This is a genomic window from Acidobacteriota bacterium, from assembly GCA_016712445.1.
Taxonomy (GTDB): domain Bacteria; phylum Pseudomonadota; class Alphaproteobacteria; order Caulobacterales; family Hyphomonadaceae; genus Hyphomonas.
Genome location: JADJRB010000001.1, coordinates 1,169,085 through 1,192,916 on the forward strand (window position 1 = coordinate 1,169,085; position 23,832 = coordinate 1,192,916).

Consider the following 23,832-nt stretch of genomic DNA (forward strand, 5'->3'; position numbering starts at 1 on the left):
CACAGGCGCTATGAACAGGGCGCAACAAACTGCGGCGCCGGCCCGGCAAGCTGCAATTTCCGGACTATTGCCTGTCTTCGCCCGGCGGCAGGGTGCCTGCCGGCTCACTCCAGGTGGCGAGGTCAGGGATGGTGACGCGGCGCGCGGCAACATCCACCTGCGGTACGTCCGCCAGCGTGAACGGCACGAAGACGGTCGCGGCAAGCCCGGCAACCTCAACCTCCAGCAGGTCGCCCGAGCCGAAGTTCTGCACGGACTTTACTCGCCCCATGCGCGAGCCGGCGCCGTCCTGCACCTCCATTCCGGCGAGATCCTCGACATAGAACTCGTCATCTGCCGCTGCCGGCAGGCGTCCGCGGGGCACGTGCAGCAGGCGCCCGCGCATCGAGTCCCACTCTTCCTTCTGCTTCATCTCTTTCGGGCGGACGATGAAATGGTCCTTGCCCGGACGAGCGGATTTCGGGGTCAGCACCACGGCGCCGGTCTCGTCGAGCAGCGGGCCGTAGGTGAACAGGGCGTCCGGGTCGGCCGTATAGCTCTTCACGCGGACTTCGCCGCGCACACCATGGGCGCCCCTCAGGACGCCCACGGCTATCAGTCTGTCATCGCTCTTGGCTTGCATGCGCCGCTTCTAGCGGCAGAGCACGTCCGAGAGAACACTCCCCGGCGCTTTATATACCGCTTCGGAGAACCCCTGGTCCTGGCAAAAGCGCGTGGCCGCGCCGTCGCGGTTCGAAATCCGGGCGCCGCGATAGGTCGGCGCCGGGAAGAATACCGACTGCTCACCGCTCAGCCCGCCGACGGCGCCGCCATTCGACGGGGGATAAGACGGCCCCGGCAAGGGCACTGGCCGGCGCCACGGACCTTCGCGGCGCACGTCATAGCGGCGGAACGAGGAGATGGCGTCATTCAGGTAGATGCCGCCGAGGTCGCTGATCGAAGCATCGAGAAATTCGCAATTGCCCCGGTAGTCGGTGTTCTCGCACACCAGCCAGGTGCCGCGCGTGATCAGGATGGAACTCGCGGTGTCATTGAAGCGGAACTGGCTGAGACTGGCCTCGCCTTCGTCGAAGCCAAGGAAGGGCCCGCGGAAGTTCGAGTTGGCGAACAGGGCGATGTCATAGCTGCGCGGGCCGCGATCATAGCTCGTCACCTGCACCGACGAGATGTTGCCCGACAGGCCTATCTCGCCGAGATTGCGCACCGTGCGGTCAACGTACTCGCACTTGCCGCCAAGGTTCGCGTCCGTGCAGAGCAGCCAGACGCCGCCCCGGACTTCCACGCTGCGCGCCTTGTCGTTGAAGCTGACGCGGCTGAGCTTGGTCTGGTCGGCGGTCAAGGTGACCGAGGTGCCGCGCAGGCCGGTATCCGAATAGAGTGTGATTTCGGCCGGGCCCGTGGCAGGCGGCGGGCCGCGCCGGAAGGCTTCGATCTCGTCCTTCTGCGCTTCGGCGCCGGGGGCGGCCGCCATCGCGATGAAGACAGCGGCGAGAAAAGTCTGGGCCAGGAAGTCGCGGGGCATGGGTCAGTCTCCAACAAGTGGAGACATCTCTGGGCCAGTCTGCCTGAATGGTCCATGCGGGCCTTGTTGGCCGGCGTTCAGGCTGCACGACGCAGATAGCCGGCGCCCCGGGGAAAGGCGCCGGCCTTGCAGCTTCACTGGATTTGCGGGTCAGTAGCCGCTGCGATGGGTGACGAGGCGGACCGAGGAGATGTTCCCCGACAGGCCAATGTCGCTGAGATTGTCGACCGGCCGGTCGAGCGTGGTGCAGCGGCCGCGATAGTCGCCGTCGGTGCAGACTTCCCAGACACCCGAGCGGATGTCGATGCTGCGGGCGCGGTCATTGTAGCCGGCGCGGGCAAGGTCCGGCTCGTCGCGGTCAATCGTCAGCGCATCGCCGCGAAGGCCTGTGCTCGAGAAGAAAACAAGGCTGCCATAGACCGGCGTGCCGGTGGACGGCGGATAGCCATAGCCGCCCGCCGGGCGGAGCGAGGAGATGTTGTCGTTGAGGCGCAGGCCGCGCAGGTCCGGCGCGCTGGCCGTCAGCACTTCGCAGCGTCCGCCATAATTGGCGTCTTCGCAGACTTCCCAGCTGCCATAGTTGAGGACGATCGAGGAGGTCGCATCATTGAAGCGATAATCCACGAGATCAGGTACCGCGCCGTTGATTGCGACGGCCGTGCCGGAATAATTCGCACCGTCGTGCAGTACGACCTGATCACGGTCCGGCGTGCCATAGCCGGGGCCGTAGCCATCCGACGCGCAGGCAGGAATGACGAGCGCCGCGAGGCAGGCAGCACCGGCGAAGAGTCTGGAATGACGTTTCATGGCGGGGGCTCCGTAACAGGGTTAACTGCCCCTAAAGCGAACCAGGGTGCGGTTCGGTTCCCTCCCCCTCCCGATTTTTCCGCGCGAAAACAAAAGGCCGGTGCCTTTCGGACACCGGCCTTCGCCGTTCGGTTTATAGAAACCCGCCAGATTATTCGGCAGCGGCTTCCTCGGCCGGGGCCGCAGCAGCAGCGGCCTTGGCAGCAGCCTTGTCGGCCCGTTCCTTCGCACGCTCCTGGGCTTTCTTGCCCGGTGCGCCCTTGTTCGGATTGTTGCTGTTTTCCCAGGTCGTCACGGCCTTGCCGTCAACTTCCACTTTCGACAGGAAGCGGGCGACGCGGTCGGTCGGCTGGGCGCCTTTCTTGATCCAGTCTGCCGCTTTCGCAGCATCGACCTTCACGCGCTCGGCGGAGTCTTTCGCAAGGCGCGGATCATAAGTGCCGATCTTCTCGATAAAGCGGCCGTCGCGCGGAGCGCGGGCGTCGGCAACGACGATCGAGTAGAAGGGGCGTTTTTTCGAGCCGCCACGGGCGAGCCGGATTTTGAGTGACATGGGGTTCTCCTGAAGTTTGTCTCTCGGGGTTCTTGTTCGGTATTACTCGGCCTCGCGGCCACGGATCTGTTCATGATGGCGGATCACTTCCGCCACGATGAAGGCGATGATTTTCTCGGCGAAGGCCGGATCTAGACCGGATTCGTTCGCCAGGCGGCGCAGACGCTCGACCTGCTGGGCTTCGCGTGCCTTGTCCGCAGGCGGAAGGTTGTGCAGCGCTTTCAGCTTGCCGACTTGCTGGGTCAGCTTGAACCGTTCGGCCAGCGTGTGGATGAGGATCGAGTCCATGTTGTCGATGGACGCGCGCAGCTGGTTCAGCTGGAACAGCGCGAGGGTTTGGTCGGGGTTGGTCATTTCTTCTTCGTCCCTCCAAGGCCGGGCAGTGAGCCGCCGCCCAATCCAGGCAAACCTCCGGGTAGTCCGCCTGCGGAGGGCCCCCCCAGGCCGGGCAAGCCGCCCGGCATGCCGCCGGACCCCATCTTCGCAAGGTCAGCCGGACTGAGGCCGGCCGCCTGCGCGGCGCCGAGCATGCCTTTCATGCCGCCCTTCGTGCGCATCTTCTTCATCATGGTCGACATCTGAAGGTGCATCTTCAGCAGCTTGTTGACGTCCGACACATCGACGCCGGCGCCGGCGGCAATCCGCTTGCGGCGCGAGGCGTTCAGCAAGGCTGGCTTGCGACGTTCGGCCTTTGTCATCGACAGGATGATCGCTTCCTGCCGCTTCAGCACCCGGTCGTCGAGATTCGCATTCGCCATCGCTTCCTTGGCTTTGCGCGCGCCCGGCATCATGCCCATGATACCGCCGAGACCGCCCATGCGCTGCATCTGGCGCAGCTGGTCTGCGAGGTCGTCGAGGTCGAATTCGCCCTTCTTCAGCTTCGCGGCCATCCGCTCGGCTTTTTCGGCGTCCATCTGCTCGGCAGCCTTCTCGACCAGCGAGACAATGTCCCCCTGCCCCAGGATGCGGCCGGCGACGCGCTTGGCGTCGAAGGCATCGAGACCGTCGAGCTTTTCGCCGACGCCGAGGAACTTGATCGGCAGGCCCGTGACGGCCCGCATCGACAGCGCGGCGCCGCCGCGGCCATCGCCGTCCATCCGTGTCAGGACGAGTCCCGTCAGCGGCAGGCGTTCATGGAAACGGCGCGCCGTCTCGACGGCGTCCTGGCCGGTCAGCGCATCGGCAACCAGCAGCACTTCCGACGGATTGGCGATGGCGGCGATCTCGGCCGCCTCGCTCATCATCTGCTCGTCGATCGAGGTGCGGCCGGCGGTGTCGAGGAAGAGGACATCATAGCCGCCGATTTTCGCGGCCTGCACGGCGCGGCGGGCAATGTCAGCCGGCAGCTGACCGGGAATGATGGGCAGCGAGGCAACATTCTCGCCGGCCTGTTTCGCGAGGATCGCCAGCTGTTCCATGGCGGCCGGACGGCGCACGTCGAGCGAGGCGAGCAGCACGCGCTTCTTGCCGCGGTCGGCAAGGCGTTTGGCAATCTTGCCCGTCGTCGTGGTTTTACCGGAGCCTTGCAGGCCCGCCATCATCACGACCGCCGGCGGCACATCGACCCGCAGGTGCGAGGCTTCCTCGTCGGCGCCGAGCATGTCGACCAGCGCGTCATAGACGATCTTGATGACCTGCTGGCCCGGTTTCACCGAGCGGATGACCTCTTCGCCCACCGCGCGGGTGCGCACCTTGTCGATGAAGTCTTTGACCACCGGCAGTGCCACGTCGGCTTCCAGGAGCGCGACGCGGATCTCGCGCAGCGCTTCGCTCACGTCCTTGTCGGACAGCGCACCGCGGCCGGTCAGGCCGTCAAAGATACTTCCAAGGCGTTCGCTCAGGGCGTCGAACATCGAAACTTCTCCTCATACCGCTCAAAGCTCAAAAGCCCCGCCGAGCGAGACTTCGCCGGGCAGGGGGCCCCGCCGCCTCCCGTTCACTTGGAACATGTGCTGGTCAGGGCGCGCTTCTTCAATGCGCGAGATGTGGGCGGCCTAAAGCATGGCGCTTTCCACAGGTCAAGCAATCTGCAGCGCCGCGACCCGGTCCTGCAGCAGCGTCATGGCGGCCCGGATCTCCGAATCCACCAGTGAATACAGGGCCATATTGGCCCAGGTGCCCTTCGCGGCCCGCATATGGCTGCGCAGCAGGCCCTCCCGCGAGGCGCCGATCCGCTCCACCGACTTGATCGCTGGAACATTCTCCTCGTCGATCAGGTACTCGATCCGCCGGATGCGGCAGGCCTTGGCCCGGCCGATCAGGGCCAGCGCCGTCGCCGCCGGCACGACACCGCTGCGCATCTCTTCCGGGTGCCATTGGTACCCGATCCGCAGGCGCCGGTGGGTGCGGGAGACCTCCAGATAGGCGGCCACCCCGGCAAAGGCGCCGTCCGAAATACGAGTGATCGCGAACGGGATCGACCGGCCTGTGCGGGCGTCGGCCAGGGTATGGTCGAAATAGGCGTCGAAGTTCGTGCCGGTCGGGATCACCGGCATCCACTGCCACATGGCGGCCACCGCCCCCGAGGCCGCGAGCGGCGCGCGGTGCCCCTCGGCCAGGAGGTCCAGGCGCACATCCGCCACCTGAAGTCCGGGCGCATCGAGTCTCATGTCACATTGAGTGACATATCCCGCCCGCCCGGACAATTCACATGGCCGCGACTAGTTCCCCGTCTCCGGAAACAGCTGGCGTGTCAGGTAGGTGAACTCCAGCGCCTGACGCTTCGCCCTTGCGGTCTGGTCAGCGGCAGCGGCGTGCCCGCCATCTGTGTTCTCGTAATAGAGGAAAGGCAGGCCCGCCTCCTCGAACCGTTTCGCCATCTTGCGGGCATGGCCCGGGTGGACACGGTCATCCTTCGTCGAAGTGACGAAGAACGGCACCGGATACGGCTTCGACGCGTCGAAGTTCTGGTAGGGCGAGATGGTCTCGAGGAAGGCGCGCTCTTCCGGCACGTCCGGCGAGCCATACTCGCCAACCCAGGAGGCGCCCGCCAGAAGCAGGTGGTAGCGCAGCATGTCGAGCAGCGGCACCTGCACCACGACCGCGTTCCAGAGATCCGGCCGCTGGTTGAGCATCACGCCCATCAGGAGGCCGCCATTCGAGCCGCCCATGATGCCGAGATGCTCCGGGCTGGTGACCTTGCGGGCGACGAGGTCTTCGCCGACCGAGATGAAGTCGTCATAGATGCGCTGGCGGTTCTGCTTGAGGCCCGCCTGGTGCCAGTTCGGTCCGAATTCGCCGCCGCCGCGGATGTTGGCGAGGGCATAGGCGCCGCCCTGCTCCAGCCAGAGGCGGCCGAGCACGGGGCTGTAGCCCGGCGTCTGGGAGACCTGGAATCCGCCATAGCCGTAGAGCAGCGTCGGCGTCGTGCCGTCGAGCTTGATGTCGGCCCGGTGGATCAGGAAGTACGGCACCTTGGTGCCATCCTTGGAGGTCGAGAAGAACTGCTCCACCTTCAGGCCTGCGGTATCGAACTTGGCCGGCAGGCTTTTCAGCGTCGTGACCGCGCCGGTGTTGATGTCGTAGCTCAGCAGCGAGTCCGGCGTCAGGAAATCCTCGTAGTTGAGGAACACCGCGGTCTCGTCTTCGTCCGCAAATGCGATGCCCACCTGGCCGGAACCCGGCAGGTCGATGGCGCTCGTCGTCCAGCCCGCTTCGGTCGGCTCGAGGCGCAGCACCTTGCCGACGACGTTCTCGCTGATCGCCAGCAGCGCAGCGCCCTTGGCGACCGCCACGCCGTCGACCGCCTGCGTCGCATCCGGACGGAACACCAGCGAGACCGGCGGCAGCGCACGGGTTTCAAGGAACGCATCGACATCGAACGCGACGAGATCACCCGCCTTGAACGCCGCCTGCCCTTCCGGTGTCCAGTCCTGCTCGAGCGTGAACAGGAACCGGCCCTTGTAGATGCCCTTCGGCGACGACATCAGCGGAATCGGCCACTGGACCGCCTCGGTCTCCCCTTCCGGGAACCAGAAATACTTCGACGTGAAAAACGTCTCGGCGATCACGGCGCCGTCGAGGATGCGGCCGTTCTCAAGCTTGATGACCATCGGCCAGACGCCGACATCGGTTGTCTTGCCACGGATCAGTTCGGCGGCGCTGTCCATCGGCGTGCCGCGCGTCCAGCGCTTCACCGTCGTCGGATAGCCGGACTCCGTCAGCGTGCCCGCGCCCCAGTCGGTGGCAACCAGCAACGTGTCGAGGTTCGACCAGGCGAGCCCCTGCTTGGCTTCCGGCGTGACGAAGCCGCCGTCAACGAACGTCTTGGTGCCGAGGTCGAACTCGCGCACGATCACGGCATCCTTGCCGCCATTCGACAGCGAGATCAGGCAGCGGCTCGCTTCGCCCTGGTTCGGGCGGCGGCAGTCAGCGCCCTTGTAGACCCAGTTCTTGCCTTCATCCGCCGACAGCTTGTCGAAATCGAGGATGGTCTCCCAGACCGGCGCGTCGGTCGCGTAGCTTTCCGGCGTCGTGCGACGCCACAGGCCGCGCACGTTCACCGCGTCCTGCCAGAAATTGTAGACATAGCCGTTGCGCACCGTGCCGTAGGCAATGCGCTGGTCATCGTTCAGCACTTCCAGCGCGTCGGCCTTGAACGCGGCATAATGCGGATCGGCTTCGAGCTCGGCCAGCGTGCGCGTGTTCTGCGCCTCGACCCAGGCGAGCGCTTCCGGTCCCTCAACCTCTTCCAGCCAGAGATGCGAATCGGGATCGAACGGCGTTGTCTGGGCGGCAAGGTCAGTGGTCACGTCAGTCTCCGGGGCGGGGCCGTGGGCGCAGGCTGCCAGCGCAAGGGCGCTGATCGTGGCGAGAAGGATGCGCATGGGGTCTCCTGAAAGGGCGGGCGCGCCTCAGGCCGGCGCGCGGGAACGGGTGTGTTAGCCAAGCCTGCCCGGCATTGCAAACCGGCTCAGGGCAAGCGTTCCAGCGTTATGCGCTCGACCAGCAGGCCGCGCCGTTTCTCCGGCACCACCGGGCGCACGGCGAAATAGTCGACCCCCTGCTCCCCGGACGCGACCGGCACATCGTACTCGAACGAATAGTCGGCAAAGCCCGGCACGAGGTCGAATTCCTGCCAGCCCGATTCGCCCACCCGCCCGGCCGAATAGTCCAGCTTCGCCGCCATCGCCCCCTGGTCGTCGGCCGGCCGCATGCGCACCGTGGCGCGGATCCGGCGGCCGGAAAACTGCAGCTCGATATCCGGCGCAAGCCGGAAGTGGGGCCCCTGCTCCGGCGGGTCGGCCAGCGCGCCGACCGCGGCATCGATCTGCAGCACATATCCGTTTTCCGGCGTCCGCAGCAGCCGCGTGCGCGCATCGCCGCCCGCAATCACCTTGTTGAGGTATTTTCCGTCGATCACGATCCGGTCGTAGCTGACGCCGTCACCGGCTACCGGCCCGGTCGGCAGGCGCCCGATGCCGGGCTGCAGCGCCACGAACACCATCAGCACCACCAGCAGGCCCGCCAGCGGGAAGAACAACCCGTCGCGCATCCGGAAACTGCTCAAAGCCTTCATGCGTCCGCCTTCCCGTTGGTCCGGTCCCGCTGGCCAAGGCGGGATGCTCCTGTTAGCAGGGTCGCGGGCAATTTGGCGAGCCATTTGCAGTGGCCCCGCAAACCGTGGAGACCGCAAACCGGATGACCGAAAGCGCCCTGCGCCGCCGCGCCAAGGAAGCCCGCACCTGGCTGTTCGAGAGCTGCTTCCCGCTTTGGGCGGAGCACGGGCTGACGCCCGCCGGCCTGTTTCCGGAAGTCCTGTCGCTGGATCACGACGACCTGCCACGCGAGACGACCCGCGTGCGCGTGCAGGCCCGCCAGACCTATGTCTTCGCTGAAGCCTGGCGTCTCGGCTGGAAGCGCGATGTCTCGGCGCGTCTTGTTCAGGCCGGCGTTTCGGTCCTGACCGGCCCGGCGCTCGCGCCCACCGGCCTGCCGGGACGCATCCTGCGCGCCGATGGCTCCGGCCTCGCGGATGCCTCCGCCGATCTCTACGACACCGCCTTCGTGCTCTTTGCGCTCGCCGAAGCGGCGCGCGGCCCCGGCGGCGGCGAGGCTGCGATGAGCCAGGCGGACAAGATCCTCGCCGCGCTTGACCAGCTCGCCCGCGACCAGACCCATGGCGGTTATGCGGAAGTCTTGCCGGCCCCGCCGGTGCGCCTGCAGAACCCGCACATGCACCTGCTGGAAGCCTGCCTCGCGCTGCACCGCACCGACAAGGAAGCGGGACACCTCGCACGCGCCTCAGAAATCGTCGGCCTCTTCGAGGCGCACTTTACCGCCGGGCCGGGCGGCTTTCTCGGCGAGAAGTTCAGGCCGGACTGGTCAGCGCCGGACGGCGACGCGGCCCGCATCGTTGAACCGGGCCACCAGTTCGAATGGGTCTGGTTGCTGCACACCTGGTCGCGCCTCGCCCAGAAGCCCCTGCCCGAGGCGGCCTCCACGCTTTATAGTTTCGGCGTCTCCACCCTCGACGAGGCCGGCCGGGCCTGCCAGGAGGTGACCCGCGACGGCGCGGCGGCCGATCCCTCGCGCCGCACCTGGCCGCAGACCGAAGCGCTGAAAGCCCATCTTGCGATGTACGAACAGCGCGGCGAAGCCCGCTTCGCCTCGGCCGCCTGCCGCAGCTTCGATGTGCTGATGGACGAATTCCTCACCGAAGATGGCGGCTGGATCGATCACTTCGCCGCCGATGGCACTGTCCTTGCGAAGGACATGCCCGCCTCGACCGGCTATCACGTCGTCCTCGCCCTCGCCGAACTCATCCGCGTCATGGATGCTTGAAATTTCCGGGCGACAAGACGCATAACGCGCCCGAACCCACGACCCACCTCACGCAGGAACCGCATGACCAAGCTTGTTCTCATCCGCCACGGACAATCCGCCTGGAATCTCGAAAACCGGTTCACCGGCTGGTGGGACGCTGACCTGACCGCGCAGGGAGAAGCCGAAGCCCGCGCCGCCGGCAAGATGTTGTCCGAACTCGACGCCGATTTTCGCGCCGGTTTCACCAGCGTCCAGACCCGCGCGATCCGCACACTGTGGCTTGCGCTGACCGAGATGAAGCGCGTCTGGCTGCCGGTCGAGAAGGACTGGCACCTCAACGAACGCCACTATGGCGGCCTGACCGGGCTCGACAAGGCCGAGACCGCGGCCAAGCACGGCGAGGAACAGGTCCATATCTGGCGCCGCAGCTACGACATCCCGCCGCCGCCGCTGGAAGTCGGCACGAAGTACGACCTGTCCACCGATCCGCGTTATCGCGGCATCGACATTCCGGACACGGAAAGCCTGAAGACCACGCTGGAGCGCGTCCTGCCCTACTGGGAAAGCCGCATCGCGCCGGAGCTGAAGGCGGGCAAGGACACGCTGATCGCAGCGCACGGAAACTCCCTGCGCGCCCTCGTCAAACACCTGTTCAAGGTGCCGGACGAGACGATCACCTCCGTCGAGATTCCGACCGGCAACCCGCTGCTGATCGAACTTGATGCCGCGCTGAAGCCGGTCTCAGTGCGCTATCTCGACGCCGCCCGCGCCCAGAAACTGCCCGCCCTGCCGTGAGCAAGCGCCGCGACCGCCGCCTGATGGGAAGGGCGCTCGCGCTCGCCGGGCTCAACCAGGGCCTTACCGGCGCGAATCCTTCGGTCGGCTGCGTCATCCTTGATGCTCAAGGGCATGTCGTCGGCGAAGGTGTCACCGGCAAGGGCGGCCGTCCGCATGCAGAGGAAATTGCGCTGGACGACGCCGGAAACCGCGCGCGTGGCGGCACGGCTTATGTCACGCTGGAGCCCTGCCGCGAACGCTCCAGCGGCGCGGCCTCATGTTCCTCGAAACTCGTCGACGCCGGCATCCGCCGCGTCGTCGTCGCCATTGAAGATCCGCACCCGACGGCGAAAGACGGCATCCGCATCCTGCGCGACGCTGGCGTGGCGGTGGAGGTCGGCACGGGCCGCCGCACCGCCGCGGGCCGTTATGCCTGGTTCTTCAGGTCAGCAGCGAACTGATCAGCCTGCGAACGGCCCGGCATGGGCTGCGATACGTTCGTAAAGGGCGGCCGAGTCGCGCTGGAACGCCGCCTTCGTGAACTGAGCCTCGTAGCTCGCGGTGCCGCCCTCCACGAGTTTCTTCGCCAGCGCCTTGTCATAGATCACGCGGCCGAGCGCCGCCGCCAACGCATCTGCGTCATTCTTCGCGACCAGCAGGCCGTTGATCCCGTCCTTCACATACGCGGCCGGGCCAACCGCATCTGCTGCGACCAGCGGCTTGCCGGCGGCCCAGGCGTCCACGGTGACCGTGCCGAATGGTTCGTACCGGGACGGAAACGCCACCACATCACACGCCGCCAGCAAGGCGCCGCGGTCATTGCGCCAGCCGAGGAAGCGCACGCGGTGATCAAGACCGAGGCTGGTGCACTGCGCCTTGAGTTCCGCTTCGATCGGCCCTTCCCCCGCGATCCACACATGCAGGTCGGGAAGTTTCGCGGCGGCCTCCAGCAGCGTGTCGAGGCCTTTCTTCTCGTGCAGCCGCGCGAGCGCGAGCGCCACCGGCGCGCCCGCCGGCGTCGTCAGCGCCTCACGCGAAGCGGGCGCGGTCCCTTCGAAATCGGCATAGGTGTGAATGATGGCCGCCCGCTCTTCCGGCACGCCCTGTTCGCGGATGTGGCGCAGCAGGTCGATGGTCAGGCCGACATGCCATTCGCAGTTCCGGAATCGCGACAGCTTGTAATAGCCGCCGTACCAGCCGATCGACCGGGCGCGGTGGGCCGCCGGTGCAAACTGCCCGGCGCGGCCCATCCAGTATTCGATGACGTCCGGCTTGAAGGCCGCAATCGCCGCATCGATCACCTTGCGGGTCGGAAATGGCCAGCTGGTGTTGAAGCTCGCCGTGTCGGTGCCGATGCCGGCCGCCGCAAATTTCCCGAGGCGAAAGGCATTGTCGGGCCGGGTAACGACGTGTTGGGCGTAGCCCGCCTCGGCCAGGGCGAGGACGGATTCCAGCATGATATTCTCGGCGCCGCCCTCTTCCGCGCCTGCCATCACGTGCATCACGCGCATTGCCGTCTCCTGCCCTGTCGCCCGGTTGGCATCGGCCAACCTGTAGCACTTGCGCTTAGCGATGAAACGTCCTGCGGGCAAACGGCGCTTGGCAGCCCGGGGCGAACTGCCTAGACAGGCCCGAGCAACAGCCGGGTGAGCCAATGGCCGACTACCGCCTCTTCGGGGCCGAGACATCTCCGTACTCGCTGAAGGTGCGGTCTGCGCTGCGTTATAAGGGCGTGGCGTTTGACTGGGTTGCGCGCTCGGTCGCCAACGAAGCCGAGTTCCGCAAGAGCGCAGCGACGCCGACCGTGCCGTTGCTGCTGTCGCCCAGCCATGCCCCGGCGCAGGATTCCACGCTGATCCTCGCCGCGCTCGAAGCCTCGCATCCCGAGCCGCCCGCGCGTCCGGAAGACGCCGCCACGCAGGCGCTCGCGATGATCCTCGAGGACTATGCCGACGAGTGGCTCAACAAGTGCATGTTCCAGCAGCGCTGGGGCCAGCAGCCGGACCGCGACGCGGCGGCGTTGCGGGTACTTGTGCAGCTGAACGACGGCAAGCGCCCGCGCGCCTTCAAGGCGCCGGCGAAGCAAATTGCGACGCGCATGCTGGCCCGCCTGCCGCTGGTCGGCGCGGAGCCCGAGAATGCGCCGACGCTGGAAAGCTCCTACCGCCGGTTTGCGCTGCGCCTGAACAGCCACCTGCAGCACCACCTTTTCATCTTCGGCGGAAGGCCGAGCGCGGCCGACTTCGCGATCGCGGCGCAGTTCCAGCAGATGCTGACGGACCCGACGCCGGGCGCCTGGCTGATTGAGCGCGCCCCTTTCCTGGTCGCGTGGTGCGGGCACATGGAAGACCCGAAGGCGTCCGGGCCGTTCGAGGAGCTGGCGACGCTGGAAGCGACGCTGCTGCCGATCTTCGAGGGCGAAGTTTCGCGCACCTACCTGCCCTGGGCGTTTGCGAATGCCGCCAGCGCGTCACGCGAGAAGAAGCGGTTTTCGGTGACCTTCGACGACGGCCTCTTCGAGCAGGCGACGCAGGCCTATGCCGCGCGCGCCTTCGCGTCCGTGCGCGCCGGCGTCGCCGAGCGCCTCGGCGATACGGGCCTTGCCGCTTTCTGCGCCGCGGCCGGTATCACCGAATATTTCGCACCCGGCCGCTGACACGAAAAACGCCCGCAGGAGGGGCTGCGGGCGTTCGTCAGTGAGCGGAGGATACGCGCTTAGGCGGCGTCAGAGGCCTTCTTCTTGCCGATCAGGCGCGGCTCCGACGGCTGGGCCGTGGTGCCGATCTCGATCTTGCGGGCTTTCTTCTCTTCCGGGATCTCGCGGATGAGATCGATCTTCAGCACGCCGTGCTCGAGGCTGGCACCGGTCACGAGAACGTGATCGGCGAGCTGGAAGCGGCGGATGAAGCTGCGCTGGGCGATGCCGCGGTGCAGGAAGTTGCGGCCGTTGCCGTCTTCGGTCTCGGTTTTCTTGCCCGCGACGGTCAGGAGGCCTTCCTTGGTCTCGATGTCGATCTCGGCTTCGGTGAAGCCGGCCACCGCGATTTCGATGGCGAAGGCATTTTCGTCAACGCGTTCAATGTTGTAGGGCGGATAGCCCTGCGTACCATCGAGGCGGGAAGCCTGGTCGATCATGCCGGCGAGGCGATCGAAACCAACCATGGTGCGGTAGAGGGGGGTGAGGTCGATATTGCTCATTTTGATACACAGTCCTTTGCTTCAAGCAACTGTGGACACTCCAAAGGAGGTCCGGTTCCGGTTCGGCCGTCGCGCAAACCCAGCCCGGTCATCCGGCACTGGCACGTGACACCGGCCACGGCCCGTCTGGCGGCACCGTGACAAGCCCTATGTGGGTAGCGTAAGGGGTCTATCAAGAGCCCCCGGGATGGAGAACTGACGATGAAATACCTGTTGCTTGCGGCCGCCTCGGCCCTCGTATTCACCGCGTGCACCCCCGCCAAGACGCCCGCACCCGCCTCCGTGGAAGCGGCCGCGCCCGAAGCCCCGGCCACGATGACGCTGGCCGAAGCGGTGGCGTCCGACCTGCGCAGCGACGAGGAAAAGGCGCGCGACGCCTGGCGCCATCCCGCCGAAACGCTCGAGTTCTTCGGCGTCGACAACAATGACAAGGTCGTCGAGGTCTGGCCCGGCGGCGGCTGGTACACCAATATCCTGGCGCCCTGGCTCGCCTCCGGCGGCGGCAGCCTGGTGGCAGCCGGCTTCGATATCGAACCGATCGAGGACGCAGACCGCCGCGCCCGCGCCGAGCAGCGCCTTGCCGAATTCAAGTCGACCTATGCCGATGCGAAATTCGGCACCATCGAGTACACCGCCTTTTCCGCCTCGTCCGGCCCGCTGACGGCCGACGGTACGGCCGATGTGGTGCTGACCTTCCGCAACCTGCACAATTGGATGGCGGCGGGCTTTGCCGAGAAATTCTTTGCCGACGCATATTCGGCGCTGAAGCCCGGCGGCACGCTCGGCGTGGTGGAACACCGCCTGCCGTCGACGCAGGCGCAGGACCCCAAGGCGACCAGCGGCTATGTGCATGAGGACTATGTGAAGGCGCTGGCTACCGCGGCCGGCTTCGAGTTCGTCGAAGCCAGCGAGATCAACGCCAATCCGGCGGACACCGCCGACCATCCCTTCGGCGTCTGGACGCTGCCGCCCAATTCGACGACCACTAACCGCGACGGCACGACGGTCGAAGGGTTCGATCCCGAAAAATACAAGGCGATCGGCGAAAGCGACCGGATGACGCTGAAATTCCGCAAGCCGGAATAAGCGCCCTTCCCTGCCAGACGGCACTCCACAAACCCTCCACACGCGTGTGGAGGGTTTTCGATTCTAATCAAACCCGGGCGGCTCGCCTTTGAAGAAGAGGCGCACCTCTTCTGCGCTCAAGGCGCTCGTGATGTGGCGCTTGGCGAACCCGATGAGTTCTTCCGCATCCGCCGATTGGAGCAGCGCCACCGGCAACAGGAACACCTTGCCGAAAGTTCCGACCGCGAGCACTTGACCATCGGGCGACCAGGCAACCCCGCTGGAATAGCCGAGACCATGTTCTGTCTCCGAGCCGAGCAGGGTTTTTGGCGAAGACACTTCATGGACGATCCCGAGCGTTTGCGCGTCGCGGATCGTGAGACGGTCTTCGCCGCAGGCGAGCAGCGTGCCCTGGGGATTCCATGCCAACGACCCCGCACCCGCGCCCGTGATTGCGGCGGCGATCTGGCCGTTGGCAGTCCAGATCTTCAGGTCTTCGTCGACCGAGCAGGTCGCGAGGCGGCTGCCGTCGGGCGACCAGGCGAGGCTGTAGACATAACGTTCGTGAGCGGACTTGACCTCTTTGATCAGGTTGAACGCGTCATCAAGGAACAGGAGGCCTCCTTCCACATTGCCAACCGCCATCGTCTGGTGATGCGGCCGCCAACGCGCCCTGCCGCGAGGTCCGCTACGATGGTCCTGCGCATTTCGCCAGATGCGTGACATTGCAAGACCGCCCACGAGCAGACGGCCATCGGCGTGCCAGTCGACCGTCTGCGCGTCGCTCCCCAGCGCCTCGCTTCCCCTGCAATCGATCCGCGCCTTGCTTTCGCCTGTCGCGGCGTCCCAAACGGTTGCAAATCCATCCCGGCCGCAGGTTGCCACGCAGGCATCATCAGGACTCCAGGCGACGTCCTCGATCATTTGAAGGTGCCGCTCGCCGGTATGCGCTTCGAGCACCTGGAGGGTCTTGCCCGTCGCCACATCAAGGATGAACGCTGTCGCCTCGCGGAGACCGGCGAGCAGCCGCGCGCCATCGTGTGACCAGGCGACATGCGACGCGTGCCCCGGCAGGTCGCCGACGCCTGGCAGCGTGGCCAGCAAGGCGCGCCGCAACAGCGTGAGAGCATCTTCGAGCGCAGTCCGGTTGTGGCGCCAGGTTGTGTTCACGGCGTGCGCACCAAGGATAAGCGCCAGCTGGGGATCAGACGGGAAAGCGCGTTCTCCCTCCAGCACCAGGGCGCGCGACGTGATCTGGTTCAGGCGGTCGGTGTCGGCGCTCTGGCCCCTGTTCCATTCGGTACGGCTGACCGACACGAAAACCCGCTGCAGATCGGACGCAAGCGGCATCGACGTGCGCGGCGTCGCGATCCAGGCCTCGGCGGTCTCGAGCTCGGCGCCGCGCAAGAGCAGGTCGGACGACTTTTCCTTCAAGGCCCAGAGATGCGTGAGTTCGCTGAGGCGGGTGTGCTCGCGCACCCATTCGATGTCCGCCTGCAGGCCATTCATCAGATCGCCGAATGCCGCGTCGCGATTGTCCCGTTTGCGCGCGAAGACATAGTTCAGGCGCTTCAAGGCGTCCGGCGTCTTATGATCGGCGACGTCCTCGATGACCAACGGTGCGAGGCGCTTGTTGCAGTAGACTGCAAAGTCGACCTCGCGGCGCGCGACGGCAGATTTCGCCATCGCTTTCGAGAGGACGCAAACGACGGCATCGGATTGCACGATCAACTGTTCGATCCGCTCCCACCAGTCCGCAAATTTCTCGATGGACTTGCGATCGACGAGCGTTTCGAGACCGTGGCTGCGCAGGTTGTTGTCCAGCCAGTCGACAAATTTATGGTCGCGCCTCGCGTACGAGATGAACACTTTCAGTGGCCGCTGGAGGAGCGGCGTGTCCGCGCGCGCGTTGGCTTCGGTCATCGTCCCGGCCGCCTCAATGGTGCTGCAGTCATATACCCCTGCCGGGGGCACGGGTAGTGCGCGGGGAAAGGGAGGCATGTTGCACCGGGAAGACGGGTCAGCGCCGAGGCTTGACATAGATACCGACCGGTTGGTATGTATTGGGCAAGGAGATGATCCATGGCCCGGACGGCGAACCCCAAAACCCGCGACAGCCTGATGGAGGCGGCCTTCGGGCTGATCCGGCAGAAGGGCCTGGCGGCGACGAGCGTGGACGAAATCTGCGCGGCGGCCGGCGTGTCGAAGGGGGCCTTCTTCCACTACTTCGCGAGCAAGGACGCGCTGGCCGCCGAGGCGGCGTATCACTGGTCTGCGGTGACCGAGCCGTTCTTTGCGGGGGCCGACTATCACGCGCCGGAAGATCCGCTCGACCGGGTGCTGGGCTATATCGACCTGCGCCGCGCGATGACCGACGGAGAGATTGCCGAGTTCACCTGCTTTGTCGGCACGATGGTGCAGGAAGCCTGGACGACGAGCCCGGCGGTGCAGGCGGCGGCGTGGGACAGCATGTCCCGGCACGCCGATGCGCTGGTGCCCGACATCGAAGCGGCGCGGCGTGCGCGCGGCATCACGGGCGACTGGACCGCCCGCAGCCTTGCCCTGCACATGGTGAGCGTGGTGCAGGGCGCCTTCATTCTTGCCAAGGCGAGCGGCGACCGCGCGCTGGCCGGCGACAGCATCGGCCACCTGCGCCGGTATGTTGAACACCTGTTTGCGCCGGCCAGCCCGGCTGGCGCCCTCCGCAAAGGAAATTGAAATGACCGGAACCGTTCGCCTGCACCGCGTGCTGACTGCCCCGCCCGAGAAGGTGTTCCGCGCCTTCGTGGAAGCCGATGCGATTGCCAGCTGGCTGCCGCCTTTCGGCTTCACATGCACCGTACACGAACTGGAGGCGCGCAAGGGCGGCAAGCACAAGATGTCGTTCCGCAACTTCACGACCGGGGGAAGCCATTCTTTCGGCGGTGAATACCTCGAATTCGAGCCCGGGAAGAAACTGGTGTACACGGACAGGTTCGACGATCCGAACATGCCGGGCGAAATGACCGTGACGGTGACGCTGAAGGCCGTGCCGTCCGGCACTGACATGACCATCGTGCAGGACGGCATCCCGGACATGATCCCGGTCGATGGATGTTACATCGGCTGGCAGGAATGCCTTCAGAAGTTCGGCCGGCTGGTCGAGCCCGACATCAACATGTGAGGGCGGGCCATGCGCAAGACCACAATTCTCGAACACGTCTCGCTGGACGGCATCATCCAGGCGCCCGGCGGGCCGGAGGAAGACCGCGATGGCGGCTTTGCCTATGGCGGCTGGTCCGCGCCGCATGACGACCCCGCAGGCGGCGAGGCGATCGAGGCGGCGCATGGCGAACGGTTCGACCTGCTGATCGGACGGCGGACGTATGACATCTGGGCCGGGTACTGGCCGCAGGCGGAAGGTCCGATGGCGGACCAGATCAACGGCGCCACGAAATATGTGGCGACGCACCGGCCGGAGAGCCTGGCCTGGGGGCCTGCGGAAGCGGTGGGCGCAGACCTGGCGGCGCAGGTGCGGCGCATCAAGGCATCCGCCGGGCCGGACCTGATCGTGTGGGGCAGCTCGTCGCTGACCTCGCCGCTGATCAGTGAAGGGCTCGCCGATGAGGTGATCCTGATGATCTTTCCTGTACTCATCGGCACGGGCAAGCGCCTGTTCGGCGGGGGCGCCGCGCCTTCCGAACTGAAACTGATCCGTAGCCGGACGGGCGAATCCGGCGTGACGGTCAATACCTACACCCCTGCCGGTCCTGTGCGGACCGGTTCCTACTGACCCCCCTGCCCCAGACCGGAGACACGAAGATGACCGATACAAAGACAAGGAGCGCCGCGAAGTTCGTGCTCGAGATTGACCGTGTGCTGGACGCGCCGGTGAAGAATGTCTGGCGCTGCTGGACCGAGCCGAAGCTGATGGAGGAATGGTTCTGCCCGAAGCCGTGGCGCGCGACGGAGATTGCCATCGACCTGCGGCCCGGCGGCGAGATGACTTCGGTGTTTCGCGGGCCGGACGGCGAGGCCTTCCCGAATGCCGGGGTTTTCCTGGAAGTGGATCCGATGCGCCGGCTGGTGTCGACGGATGCCTTCCGGGCGGGCTGGGTGCCGGCGGATCAGGCCTTCATGACGACCGAAGTATTGCTTGAGGATGCCGGCGGCGGGCGCACGCATTTCATCTGGCGGGCGCTGCACTGGAACGAGGAATCGATGAAGCAGCACGAGGCGATGGGCTTCGAACAAGGCTGGGGCGCCGCGACCGACCAGCTTGAAGCGCTGGCGAAAAGCCTGTAACGCGCGCGGCCATGCGCCGCCTGTTTGCCAGCCTCATCGACGAACTGCCGATCGGCAACGAGGCCCTGCGCGCGGGCCTGGAGCGCGCGGCCTGGGTGCTGTCGGAAGACGATGCGGCCGGCAATGACTGGTGCGAGCGCGAGGGCTATCCGGGCTATACGTCCTATGCCTCGCTCGACGACCTGCCCGAGCGGATGCCGGAATTCGCCGAGCTGAAGAAGCAGCTCGACAAGGCGGCCGCGAAGTTTGCGAAGGCGCTGCACTGGGACATGGACGGGCTGGCGCTCGAACTCGACGCGATCTGGGTGAACATCCTCGGCGAGGGCGGCCACCATACGGGCCATATCCATCCGGGGTCGGTCATTTCGGGCACCTATTATGTCTGTGTGCCGGAGGGCGCCGGACGCCTGAAATTCGAAGACCCGCGCCTCGCGATGATGATGGCGGCGCCGCAGCTGGTGGACGACGCGCCGGAAGAGGCGCGCCGGTTCGTCTATGCGCAGCCGAAGGAAGGCCACTGCCTTCTCTGGGAAAGCTGGCTGCGGCACGAAGTGATGCCTTCGCTGAGCGAAGAGGCGCGGATTTCCGTGAGCTTCAATTATGCGGTGCGGCGGCGGGGCAAATGATCATCATTGTCGGCCACGTCATCACCAGGCCGGAAACGGCGGCGCGCATCACCGAACTTTGCATTGAGCACAGCCGGCGGTCGCGCGCCGAGCCGGGATGTATCGCGCACAATGTGCATGTGGATTGCGAGGACCCGTCGCGGCTGGTGTTTGTCGAGCAATGGACGGACGCCGAGGCGCTGAAGGCGCACTTTGCGGTGCCGGAGAGCATTGCCTTCGTGCGCGAGGTGCGGGCGCTGGCGGCGGCGCGCACCGAGATGAAAGTGTTCGAGGCGCAGGAAGCATCGCCCGGCAAGCGCTAGCCCCCGGCGCGCAGATCGCGCAGGATGGCGCGAACGCTGCGGGAGGCCCAAGAGATGACAAGCGAAGTGACGTCAGAAGCCTGGGATTTCGGACGCGGGCTGGCCGGCTATGTGTGGCGCAGCCCGGCGGCGAAGGCGAAACTGCTGCTGGCGCATGGGTACGGCGAGTATGCCGAACGCTACGTGGAGCATTATCACCGGCTGATCCCGCGCCTGACGGCGGCGGGTTTCGACGTCTACGCCTTCGACCTGCAGGGACACGGACGATCGCCCGGCGCGCGCGGCGTCACCGACATGCGCCGCGCCGTGGACGACCATCTCGCGGCGCGGGCGGCGCTGGCGAAGGATGGCGGGCCGGTCTTCCTGTTCGGCCATTCGCTCGGCGGGCTGGTGACCGCGGCAAGTGTCGCGCAGTCGCCGGACGGCGCGGCCGGCGCGGTGCTCAGCGCCCCGGCGATCCTTGTCGAACTCGGCGGCGCGCTGAAGGCGGTGGCCGGGCTGATGTCGGCGGTCGCGCCCGCCGCGCGGCTGACGCCGCCGATTGCACCGGCCAGCCTGTCGCGCATTCCGGAAGAAGTGGCGGCTTATACGTCTGACCCGATGATCTGCCTCGAGGCGCCGCCGGCGCGGCTGGGGGCGACGGCGATTGCTGTGTCCGAAGCCGGCTGGCGGCGGTATGGCGACTGGACGGTGCCGGTGCTGGTGGTGCACGGCGCGAAGGATGCGGCGACGCCGGCGAAAGGCTCGCAGCGGTTCTTCGATCTAGTGAAGTCAGACGACAAGACGCTCGAGATTTTCCCGGAAGGTTATCACGAACTGCTCAACGATCTCGACCGCGACGCGGCGCTGGCGCTGATCCTCGGATGGCTCGAGGCGCGCCGGCCACGTTAACGCATCGGGGCAGCTGCGCACCTTGACCTTTTTGCTGCGGCGCGTCATCGGGGCGCCAGAAACGCCCTCCCCGCTCCGCCCGAAGGACACGCGCCATGGACCTTTCCAAGATCAAGACCGGCAACAACCCGCCGGATGATGTCAACGTCCTGATCGAATGCCCGCTCGGCGGCGACGCGATCAAGTACGAGATCGACAAGGAAAGCGGCGCCATGTTCGTGGACCGGTTCCTGTACACGGAGATGCGCTATCCCTGTAACTACGGCTTCATTCCGCACACGCTCAGTCTCGACGGCGACCCGATCGACGTGATGGTGGTCGGCAACCGTCCGCTGGTGCCCGGCTCGGTGCTGCGCGCGCGCCCGGTCGGCGTACTGATGATGACCGACGACAAGGGCCAGGACGAGAAGATCCTCGCGGTGCCGCACCCGAAACTGACCGGCTATTACGACAAGATCGCGACCTATCACGACCTGCCGCAGACGCTGATCGACAAGGTCCAGCACTTCTTCCAGCACTACAAGGATCTGGAGACCGGCAAGTGGACGCGCGTCGAAGGCTGGTTCGGGGTCGACAAGGCGCGCGAGCTGATCCGCGACGCGGTGGTGCGGGCGCAGAACGAGAAGTAAGGCCACCCCGCAGGACAAAGTCCTGCGAAGCGGCGCAGCCGCGAAGCAGGATGGTGGAGACGAGGAGGATCGAACTCCCGACCTCGGCATTGCGAACGCCGCGCTCTCCCAGCTGAGCTACGTCCCCACTCTGCCCAGAAATATAGCGGCGCCCGCGCAGAGTGGAAGAGGCCGCGACATTACGCAGCCCTAGGGCGCGACGACTTCGAAGCGCTTCGTCTTCGGGTTCCGCCAGTGCAGCTCGCCGTGCTTGATGGCGAACCAGGCACCGTGCAGTTCGAGCTCGCCGGCCTGCACCTTCTCGGCGACCCACGGGAACGTCATCAGGTTCGCCAGCGAGGTTTCGATGCCTTCGAGTTCGAGCGCGAACTGCGGGTTGACCGAACCGCTCTCGCGGACCCGGTCGCGGGCCTCGTCGAGCAGCTTCACCCAGTTGGCGACAAACTCGCCGATCAGCGGGCTCTTGTTTTCGGTCAGCGACGCGGAGACGCCGCCGCAGCCGCCGTGGCCCATGACCACGATATGGCGCACCTTGAGGACGCGGACCGCGAATTCGAGGGCCGAAGAGACGCCGTGCAGGCCGCCGTCCGGCTTGTAGGGGGGCACAAGGTTGGCGACGTTGCGCACGACGAACATCTGGCCGGGGGCGGCGTTGAAGATGTCGGACGGCTCGGCCCGGCTGTCGGCGCAGGCGATCAGCATGACGTCAGGGTCCTGCCCTTCCCCGAGTTCCCGGTAGAGCTGGACTTGCTGGGCATAGGCGCCTGCGCGGAACCGGCGATAACCGGCGATCATGTCTTCGACGGATTTCATGTTCGCTCCTGCAACATTTTCACAGCGGGATACGCAATTCCTGCGCGCTCGCAAGCATTTTCGAAACCAATGGCATCTAGAACGGAACGGTCTGTTTCGCCCCGCAGCCGATTTCGTCTATAACGCCTGCCGGGCCCCAAGGAGCTTCTAGATGGATACCCCGACCGACGCGCAGAACGCAGCCCCTGCCCCGGCAGCGTCGACTTCCAAGTCCCGCAAGGGGCCGACGCGGAGCGAAGCGTCGAAGTCAGCGATCCTGGAAGCCGCCCGTGAGGAAATGGCGGAGAATGGCTGGCGCGGGTTCAGCGTGGACTCGGTCGCCAAGCGCGCAAGTGCTTCAAAACAAACGATTTATCGCTGGTGGCCTTCGATCGGCGCGATGTGTGTGGACGCCGCCCTCGCGCTGATCCCGGACGCGCCCGAAGGCGGACGCGACCCACAGGAGCGCATTACCGCCCTGATCATTCCGCTCGAAGCGGCTGCCCGTACCGGCCATGGCCATGCCGTGCTGCGCGTGGCGCTGCTGGCGGCGGCGGATGACAAGGATGCCGGCGAAGTCTGGCGCGCCTGGGTTGGCCGCGACATTCGCCAGCCGCTGCGCATGCTGCTGGCGGAACTGGCCGCAAAACGCGTGATCCGGCGCGATTTCGAGCTGGATGATGTGATCGAGCAACTGCTGGGCCCGATCTTCCACCGCCTGACGATCATGCGGGCGCCGGTGAAGGACGGCTTCTGCGCCGACCAGTCGGCGGCCTTCCTGCGCACCTACGGCGCGCTCTGACCTTTTGCCTTACTTGCGGCGCCAGACCATCAGGGGGTCAAAGGCGCCGGTTTCGGCGGCCTTCTGCAGGGCGGCGATCTGGTCGGAGACCGGGTTGGCGGCGGGCTTTGCCTTGCTGCCGGGCTGGTAGAGGGCCTCGTCGAGGCGGCAGATCTGTTCGTAGAGCGCCTCGGCCCGGCCCACGAGTTCGAGGAAACGAGGCGGCAGGCCGCGGCCATGCTGGGCGGCGGGATCGAGCGGCGGGTCGTCGCGCTTGATCCGGTACTTGCGGGCGCCGGCCTCTTCGCGGCGCATTTCGCCGTCGCGCACGGCTTTCTGCATGACCAGCCAGGAAGCGGCCTGCATCAGGCGCGTCGTCAGCTCCATGCTCCAGGCCGAATAGGTCAGGCCCGCCTCGCGCGGCAGCGCCTTGGATTGCTCGCGGCCGGGGCCATCCAGATAGGACGCGGTTTCCTCCACGAGGGCCATGCCGCGCGTGAACACGGTGTCAAACAGCTTGCCGCCGGTGAAGGCCTCCGGGCCCGCAGGCGGATCAATCGTGTCACGTTCAGCCATTTGCCCCCCATCCGAGATCGGTGTCCGGCCGCCGCCAGACTAGACCTGCAGCCCTTTCACGAGACTTAACTGCCGCCGCCAAACAAGGCGTCGGCGGCGCGCTTCTGCGCTTTCTTGCGGTCGATTTCGGCTTCGCACGCGCCGATTTCGGATTTCAGCCATGCGATATGCACCTCCAGTTCCTCGACCGACATCTGGTCGAGGGCCTGCGGGCGCTTGATGCGGACCGGCTCTTCATCATGGATGGCCATCGGGCGCTCCCGT

The 23,832-nt window shown here is 66.2% G+C and carries 29 protein-coding genes, 1 tRNA gene and 1 pseudogene; 14 read left to right on the top strand and 17 right to left on the bottom strand.

Annotation, left to right across the window (positions count from 1 at the left end; translation table 11 throughout):
• Positions 1-64 precede the first annotated feature (64 nt).
• The 10 genes and pseudogenes from rimM to IPK75_06095 form a co-directional block, all read right to left on the bottom strand.
• On the bottom strand, positions 65-622 hold the full coding sequence (rimM, locus tag IPK75_06050) for a 16S rRNA processing protein RimM (protein MBK8197914.1): 558 nt from the start codon (positions 620-622) through the stop codon (positions 65-67).
• Positions 623-631: 9 nt separating this feature from the next.
• Positions 632-1,522: a beta/gamma crystallin family protein gene (locus IPK75_06055; GenBank protein ID MBK8197915.1), complete on the bottom strand. Its 891-nt coding sequence runs from the start codon at positions 1,520-1,522 to the stop codon at positions 632-634.
• A gap of 150 nt (positions 1,523-1,672) precedes the next feature.
• Positions 1,673-2,050, bottom strand: coding sequence for a beta/gamma crystallin family protein (locus IPK75_06060; GenBank protein ID MBK8197916.1), 378 nt, complete (start codon positions 2,048-2,050; stop codon positions 1,673-1,675).
• Positions 2,051-2,053: 3 nt separating this feature from the next.
• A pseudogene (locus IPK75_06065) lies at positions 2,054-2,329 on the bottom strand (peptidase inhibitor family I36 protein).
• 151 nt (positions 2,330-2,480) lie between these two features.
• The gene (gene rpsP, locus IPK75_06070; GenBank protein MBK8197917.1) at positions 2,481-2,882 is read right to left on the bottom strand and encodes a 30S ribosomal protein S16; all 402 of its coding nucleotides are present in this window, start codon (positions 2,880-2,882) and stop codon (positions 2,481-2,483) included.
• A 42-nt stretch (positions 2,883-2,924) separates the two neighbouring features.
• A complete protein-coding gene (locus tag IPK75_06075) occupies positions 2,925-3,236 on the bottom strand; it encodes a chorismate mutase (protein MBK8197918.1) in 312 nt (103 codons plus the stop codon).
• Positions 3,233-4,735 carry a signal recognition particle protein gene (gene ffh / locus IPK75_06080; protein MBK8197919.1) on the bottom strand — a complete coding sequence of 501 codons (1,503 nt, stop codon included), beginning with the start codon at positions 4,733-4,735 and terminating at the stop codon, positions 3,233-3,235. Before ffh ends, IPK75_06075 begins: the two co-directional genes overlap by 4 nt.
• Positions 4,736-4,900: 165 nt before the next feature.
• Positions 4,901-5,491 (bottom strand): GNAT family N-acetyltransferase, encoded by a 591-nt coding sequence (locus IPK75_06085; GenBank protein MBK8197920.1) that lies wholly within the window; start codon positions 5,489-5,491, stop codon positions 4,901-4,903.
• Positions 5,492-5,542: 51 nt separating this feature from the next.
• Positions 5,543-7,708: a S9 family peptidase gene (locus tag IPK75_06090; protein ID MBK8197921.1), complete on the bottom strand. Its 2,166-nt coding sequence runs from the start codon at positions 7,706-7,708 to the stop codon at positions 5,543-5,545.
• Between the two features lie 86 nt (positions 7,709-7,794).
• Positions 7,795-8,400 carry a hypothetical protein gene (locus IPK75_06095; protein ID MBK8197922.1) on the bottom strand — a complete coding sequence of 202 codons (606 nt, stop codon included), beginning with the start codon at positions 8,398-8,400 and terminating at the stop codon, positions 7,795-7,797.
• A 122-nt stretch (positions 8,401-8,522) separates the two neighbouring features.
• Here IPK75_06095 and IPK75_06100 point away from each other — a divergent pair, with 122 nt between their 5' ends.
• From IPK75_06100 to IPK75_06110, 3 genes are all read left to right on the top strand, one after another.
• Entirely contained in the window at positions 8,523-9,665 is a 1,143-nt protein-coding gene (locus IPK75_06100) for an AGE family epimerase/isomerase (protein MBK8197923.1), read from the top strand.
• A 63-nt stretch (positions 9,666-9,728) separates the two neighbouring features.
• Complete coding sequence (gpmA, locus tag IPK75_06105; protein MBK8197924.1) at positions 9,729-10,442, top strand: 2,3-diphosphoglycerate-dependent phosphoglycerate mutase; 714 nt, start codon at positions 9,729-9,731, stop codon at positions 10,440-10,442.
• Positions 10,443-10,465: 23 nt separating this feature from the next.
• Positions 10,466-10,885 carry a riboflavin biosynthesis protein RibD gene (locus tag IPK75_06110; protein MBK8197925.1) on the top strand — a complete coding sequence of 140 codons (420 nt, stop codon included), beginning with the start codon at positions 10,466-10,468 and terminating at the stop codon, positions 10,883-10,885.
• On the opposite strand, the gene IPK75_06115 is transcribed toward IPK75_06110, so the two are convergent.
• Positions 10,886-11,935: a glycosyltransferase gene (locus IPK75_06115; protein MBK8197926.1), complete on the bottom strand. Its 1,050-nt coding sequence runs from the start codon at positions 11,933-11,935 to the stop codon at positions 10,886-10,888.
• 143 nt (positions 11,936-12,078) lie between these two features.
• On the opposite strand from IPK75_06115, the gene IPK75_06120 reads away from it, so the two are divergent.
• Entirely contained in the window at positions 12,079-13,080 is a 1,002-nt protein-coding gene (locus IPK75_06120) for a glutathione S-transferase family protein (GenBank protein ID MBK8197927.1), read from the top strand.
• 59 nt (positions 13,081-13,139) lie between these two features.
• On the opposite strand, the gene IPK75_06125 is transcribed toward IPK75_06120, so the two are convergent.
• Positions 13,140-13,622, bottom strand: coding sequence for an Hsp20 family protein (locus tag IPK75_06125; GenBank protein MBK8197928.1), 483 nt, complete (start codon positions 13,620-13,622; stop codon positions 13,140-13,142).
• 201 nt (positions 13,623-13,823) lie between these two features.
• On the opposite strand from IPK75_06125, the gene IPK75_06130 reads away from it, so the two are divergent.
• On the top strand, positions 13,824-14,708 hold the full coding sequence (locus IPK75_06130) for a class I SAM-dependent methyltransferase (protein MBK8197929.1): 885 nt from the start codon (positions 13,824-13,826) through the stop codon (positions 14,706-14,708).
• Between the two features lie 63 nt (positions 14,709-14,771).
• On the opposite strand, the gene IPK75_06135 is transcribed toward IPK75_06130, so the two are convergent.
• Positions 14,772-16,610 carry a TIR domain-containing protein gene (locus IPK75_06135; protein MBK8197930.1) on the bottom strand — a complete coding sequence of 613 codons (1,839 nt, stop codon included), beginning with the start codon at positions 16,608-16,610 and terminating at the stop codon, positions 14,772-14,774.
• Between the two features lie 159 nt (positions 16,611-16,769).
• Between IPK75_06135 and IPK75_06140 the strand changes: the two genes are divergently transcribed.
• From IPK75_06140 to ppa, 8 genes are all read left to right on the top strand, one after another.
• Entirely contained in the window at positions 16,770-17,405 is a 636-nt protein-coding gene (locus tag IPK75_06140; GenBank protein MBK8197931.1) for a TetR/AcrR family transcriptional regulator, read from the top strand.
• A gap of 1 nt (position 17,406) precedes the next feature.
• Positions 17,407-17,850 carry an SRPBCC family protein gene (locus IPK75_06145; protein MBK8197932.1) on the top strand — a complete coding sequence of 148 codons (444 nt, stop codon included), beginning with the start codon at positions 17,407-17,409 and terminating at the stop codon, positions 17,848-17,850.
• Positions 17,851-17,859: 9 nt separating this feature from the next.
• Positions 17,860-18,459, top strand: coding sequence for a dihydrofolate reductase (locus IPK75_06150; protein MBK8197933.1), 600 nt, complete (start codon positions 17,860-17,862; stop codon positions 18,457-18,459).
• Positions 18,460-18,488: 29 nt separating this feature from the next.
• Positions 18,489-18,971, top strand: a complete 483-nt coding sequence (locus tag IPK75_06155; protein MBK8197934.1) for an SRPBCC family protein — start codon at positions 18,489-18,491, stop codon at positions 18,969-18,971.
• An 11-nt stretch (positions 18,972-18,982) separates the two neighbouring features.
• A complete protein-coding gene (locus IPK75_06160) occupies positions 18,983-19,597 on the top strand; it encodes a hypothetical protein (GenBank protein ID MBK8197935.1) in 615 nt (204 codons plus the stop codon).
• Positions 19,594-19,899 (top strand): antibiotic biosynthesis monooxygenase, encoded by a 306-nt coding sequence (locus tag IPK75_06165; protein ID MBK8197936.1) that lies wholly within the window; start codon positions 19,594-19,596, stop codon positions 19,897-19,899. Before IPK75_06160 ends, IPK75_06165 begins: the two co-directional genes overlap by 4 nt.
• A gap of 54 nt (positions 19,900-19,953) precedes the next feature.
• Positions 19,954-20,790, top strand: a complete 837-nt coding sequence (locus tag IPK75_06170) for an alpha/beta hydrolase (protein ID MBK8197937.1) — start codon at positions 19,954-19,956, stop codon at positions 20,788-20,790.
• Between the two features lie 95 nt (positions 20,791-20,885).
• The gene (gene ppa, locus IPK75_06175) at positions 20,886-21,419 is read left to right on the top strand and encodes an inorganic diphosphatase (GenBank protein MBK8197938.1); all 534 of its coding nucleotides are present in this window, start codon (positions 20,886-20,888) and stop codon (positions 21,417-21,419) included.
• Positions 21,420-21,470: 51 nt separating this feature from the next.
• On the opposite strand, the gene IPK75_06180 is transcribed toward ppa, so the two are convergent.
• Both IPK75_06180 and IPK75_06185 read right to left on the bottom strand, forming a co-directional pair.
• Positions 21,471-21,546, bottom strand: a tRNA-Ala gene (locus tag IPK75_06180).
• 62 nt (positions 21,547-21,608) lie between these two features.
• Positions 21,609-22,232, bottom strand: coding sequence for a carbonic anhydrase (locus IPK75_06185; protein ID MBK8197939.1), 624 nt, complete (start codon positions 22,230-22,232; stop codon positions 21,609-21,611).
• 151 nt (positions 22,233-22,383) lie between these two features.
• On the opposite strand from IPK75_06185, the gene IPK75_06190 reads away from it, so the two are divergent.
• Positions 22,384-23,013 (top strand): TetR/AcrR family transcriptional regulator, encoded by a 630-nt coding sequence (locus IPK75_06190; GenBank protein MBK8197940.1) that lies wholly within the window; start codon positions 22,384-22,386, stop codon positions 23,011-23,013.
• Between the two features lie 9 nt (positions 23,014-23,022).
• On the opposite strand, the gene IPK75_06195 is transcribed toward IPK75_06190, so the two are convergent.
• Together IPK75_06195 and IPK75_06200 are read right to left on the bottom strand one after the other, a co-directional pair.
• The gene (locus tag IPK75_06195) at positions 23,023-23,568 is read right to left on the bottom strand and encodes a DUF1465 family protein (protein ID MBK8197941.1); all 546 of its coding nucleotides are present in this window, start codon (positions 23,566-23,568) and stop codon (positions 23,023-23,025) included.
• 65 nt (positions 23,569-23,633) lie between these two features.
• Complete coding sequence (locus tag IPK75_06200) at positions 23,634-23,813, bottom strand: DUF1192 domain-containing protein (GenBank protein MBK8197942.1); 180 nt, start codon at positions 23,811-23,813, stop codon at positions 23,634-23,636.
• Positions 23,814-23,832 lie beyond the last annotated feature (19 nt).

Coding starts and splice junctions, on each gene's coding strand:
- rimM (MBK8197914.1), bottom strand. CDS start 622: ATGCAAGCCAAGAGCGATGACAGACTGATAGCCGTGGGCGTCCTGAGG.
- IPK75_06055 (MBK8197915.1), bottom strand. CDS start 1,522: ATGCCCCGCGACTTCCTGGCCCAGACTTTTCTCGCCGCTGTCTTCATC.
- rpsP (MBK8197917.1), bottom strand. CDS start 2,882: ATGTCACTCAAAATCCGGCTCGCCCGTGGCGGCTCGAAAAAACGCCCC.
- IPK75_06075 (MBK8197918.1), bottom strand. CDS start 3,236: ATGACCAACCCCGACCAAACCCTCGCGCTGTTCCAGCTGAACCAGCTG.
- ffh (MBK8197919.1), bottom strand. CDS start 4,735: ATGTTCGACGCCCTGAGCGAACGCCTTGGAAGTATCTTTGACGGCCTG.
- IPK75_06085 (MBK8197920.1), bottom strand. CDS start 5,491: ATGAGACTCGATGCGCCCGGACTTCAGGTGGCGGATGTGCGCCTGGAC.
- IPK75_06090 (MBK8197921.1), bottom strand. CDS start 7,708: ATGCGCATCCTTCTCGCCACGATCAGCGCCCTTGCGCTGGCAGCCTGC.
- IPK75_06095 (MBK8197922.1), bottom strand. CDS start 8,400: ATGAAGGCTTTGAGCAGTTTCCGGATGCGCGACGGGTTGTTCTTCCCG.
- IPK75_06100 (MBK8197923.1), top strand. CDS start 8,523: ATGACCGAAAGCGCCCTGCGCCGCCGCGCCAAGGAAGCCCGCACCTGG.
- gpmA (MBK8197924.1), top strand. CDS start 9,729: ATGACCAAGCTTGTTCTCATCCGCCACGGACAATCCGCCTGGAATCTC.
- IPK75_06110 (MBK8197925.1), top strand. CDS start 10,466: ATGGGAAGGGCGCTCGCGCTCGCCGGGCTCAACCAGGGCCTTACCGGC.
- IPK75_06115 (MBK8197926.1), bottom strand. CDS start 11,935: ATGCGCGTGATGCACGTGATGGCAGGCGCGGAAGAGGGCGGCGCCGAG.
- IPK75_06120 (MBK8197927.1), top strand. CDS start 12,079: ATGGCCGACTACCGCCTCTTCGGGGCCGAGACATCTCCGTACTCGCTG.
- IPK75_06125 (MBK8197928.1), bottom strand. CDS start 13,622: ATGAGCAATATCGACCTCACCCCCCTCTACCGCACCATGGTTGGTTTC.
- IPK75_06130 (MBK8197929.1), top strand. CDS start 13,824: ATGAAATACCTGTTGCTTGCGGCCGCCTCGGCCCTCGTATTCACCGCG.
- IPK75_06135 (MBK8197930.1), bottom strand. CDS start 16,610: ATGACCGAAGCCAACGCGCGCGCGGACACGCCGCTCCTCCAGCGGCCA.
- IPK75_06140 (MBK8197931.1), top strand. CDS start 16,770: ATGGCCCGGACGGCGAACCCCAAAACCCGCGACAGCCTGATGGAGGCG.
- IPK75_06145 (MBK8197932.1), top strand. CDS start 17,407: ATGACCGGAACCGTTCGCCTGCACCGCGTGCTGACTGCCCCGCCCGAG.
- IPK75_06150 (MBK8197933.1), top strand. CDS start 17,860: ATGCGCAAGACCACAATTCTCGAACACGTCTCGCTGGACGGCATCATC.
- IPK75_06155 (MBK8197934.1), top strand. CDS start 18,489: ATGACCGATACAAAGACAAGGAGCGCCGCGAAGTTCGTGCTCGAGATT.
- IPK75_06160 (MBK8197935.1), top strand. CDS start 18,983: ATGCGCCGCCTGTTTGCCAGCCTCATCGACGAACTGCCGATCGGCAAC.
- IPK75_06165 (MBK8197936.1), top strand. CDS start 19,594: ATGATCATCATTGTCGGCCACGTCATCACCAGGCCGGAAACGGCGGCG.
- IPK75_06170 (MBK8197937.1), top strand. CDS start 19,954: ATGACAAGCGAAGTGACGTCAGAAGCCTGGGATTTCGGACGCGGGCTG.
- ppa (MBK8197938.1), top strand. CDS start 20,886: ATGGACCTTTCCAAGATCAAGACCGGCAACAACCCGCCGGATGATGTC.
- IPK75_06185 (MBK8197939.1), bottom strand. CDS start 22,232: ATGAAATCCGTCGAAGACATGATCGCCGGTTATCGCCGGTTCCGCGCA.
- IPK75_06190 (MBK8197940.1), top strand. CDS start 22,384: ATGGATACCCCGACCGACGCGCAGAACGCAGCCCCTGCCCCGGCAGCG.
- IPK75_06195 (MBK8197941.1), bottom strand. CDS start 23,568: ATGGCTGAACGTGACACGATTGATCCGCCTGCGGGCCCGGAGGCCTTC.